We start from the raw sequence: 1,727 nt of genomic DNA, 5'->3' as shown, positions 1-1,727 counted from the left end.
AAAAAATCAAACTTCTCGCAGCCAAAGGTGGAGGTAAATCTTGTACCTTCGCAGCGATTTTAACTATCGCAAATAGATTGCAACCTAACCAAATGAAAAAATCCTTACTGATCTACCTGGCTATATTTCTAAGCACTTCTTATTGTTATTCACAAATAGTTTTTGAAAAAGGATATTTTATTAATAATGACGATCAGAAAACCGAGTGCCTGATCAGGAACGTTGATTGGAGAAGTAATCCTACCGAATTCGATTATAAACTATCAGAGAACGACAAAAGCAAAACGGAGAATATCGCCTCTGTAAAAGAGTTTGGAATCTATAACGCAGCGAGATACAAACGATATACTGTAAAGATAGACCGATCAAGCCAAAGCATCCGTGAAATGAGTAACGTTCGTAGCCCGGAGTTTGCCGAGGAACAGCTTTTTCTAAAAGCGCTTGTCGAAGGAAAGGCCAGCTTGTATATGTACATCGATGCTGACCTGACACGGTTCTTTTACCAAACAGACAGCACGGGCATAGAGCAACTGGTCTTTAAAAGCTTCTTAACACCCGACAGGAATATCGGAAGGAATTATGCCTTCAAACAACAGTTATTAAATTCATTAAAATGTGAGAGCATCTCAAAGAAGGATGTAGAGAGACTCGCATACAATCGAAAAGAACTGATTGCTTTTTTTGAAAAGTATAATACGTGCCAGGGTTCTGATATTGTATACCAGGATAAGGCAGTGCACCCCGATGTCTTCAACCTGACAATAAGGGCCGGCATCAATACTTCTTCCCTTACATTGACAGACGTCAATCATAATTTTAAGGATATAAACTTCAACCGCGGGCAGTCTTTTCGTTCAGGAATTGAACTTGAACTTGTTCTTCCCTTCAACAAGAACAAGTGGTCAATTATTCTGGAACCTTCTTATCAGTGCTATAAAAGCCAAAGTACCAACCGCTCACCAACGATAACAACAAATTACAAGGTGCTGGAAGTACCCATTGGTGTGCGCCACTACTTTTTTCTGAATGAGCAAAGCCGCATTTTTATAAATGCTTCCTTAGTCTATAGCCTTGACTTCAATTCAAAATTGGAATTCAACAATCAATTCATCAATATATCATCCAATTCCAATTTCGCTTTTGGTGCTGGCTATAAATTTGGCAAGAAGTATAGCATAGAGCTCCGCCAGCAAACAAACAGAGACATCATCTATAATTACCCCTATTGGGCATCCAGGTATAGCGTTACATCGCTTATCGTTGGGTTTTCAATATTTTAATTCCAATCGAGGCACTTACAATACCGTGGCATTATTAAACTTCATTGGCCACAATGTAGCAAAAGCATAACTTGTGGCTTTTGATTTTCTGTTTCAACTTAAGCATGTAAACTGAAAGCTTACTATATTTCAACCACAAGCCGGAAGCTTGCGATGGCTGTAGTATTTAACTATAAAAGCTCCAACACCATGAAAGAATTCATGCTCTACATGCGAAACGAAAAAGATGCAAAAAAGTCTCTGACAGACGATCAGCATCTTGCGTTCATAAAAAAATGTGAAACGTACATTGGCATCCTGAAAAGCGAAAACAAATTGATTGCCGCACAGCCCATTGTGAGAGAAGGTGTTGTTCTTAAAAAAACAGAAAACGGCTGGGCCGAAAAAGATATAGCAACCGACAAGGAAACCCAAGTGGGCTACTACCACATTCTGGCCGCCAACCTG

Annotated in this window: 2 protein-coding genes; both read left to right on the top strand. The window is 39.4% G+C overall.

Annotated elements, in window-relative coordinates; genetic code table 11:
- Positions 1 to 92: 92 nt before the first annotated feature.
- Complete coding sequence (locus V7Q33_RS11840) at positions 93 to 1,280, top strand: tRNA modification GTPase (RefSeq protein WP_333819971.1); 1,188 nt, start codon at positions 93 to 95, stop codon at positions 1,278 to 1,280.
- A gap of 189 nt (positions 1,281 to 1,469) precedes the next feature.
- A partial coding sequence (locus V7Q33_RS11835) for a hypothetical protein (RefSeq protein WP_333819970.1) occupies positions 1,470 to 1,727 on the top strand: 258 nt, incomplete at its 3' end.

It is taken from the genome of Ohtaekwangia sp., from assembly GCF_036786105.1.
Taxonomy (GTDB): Bacteria; Bacteroidota; Bacteroidia; order Cytophagales; family Cyclobacteriaceae; genus Ohtaekwangia.
Note: the sequence above shows the minus strand (reverse complement) of the source record. Positions and strands in the feature narration are given on the sequence as shown.

Excerpts from the sequence above, each read along its gene's own strand:
- V7Q33_RS11840 (WP_333819971.1), top strand. The coding sequence starts at position 93 with ATGAAAAAATCCTTACTGATCTACCTGGCTATATTTCTAAGCACTTCT.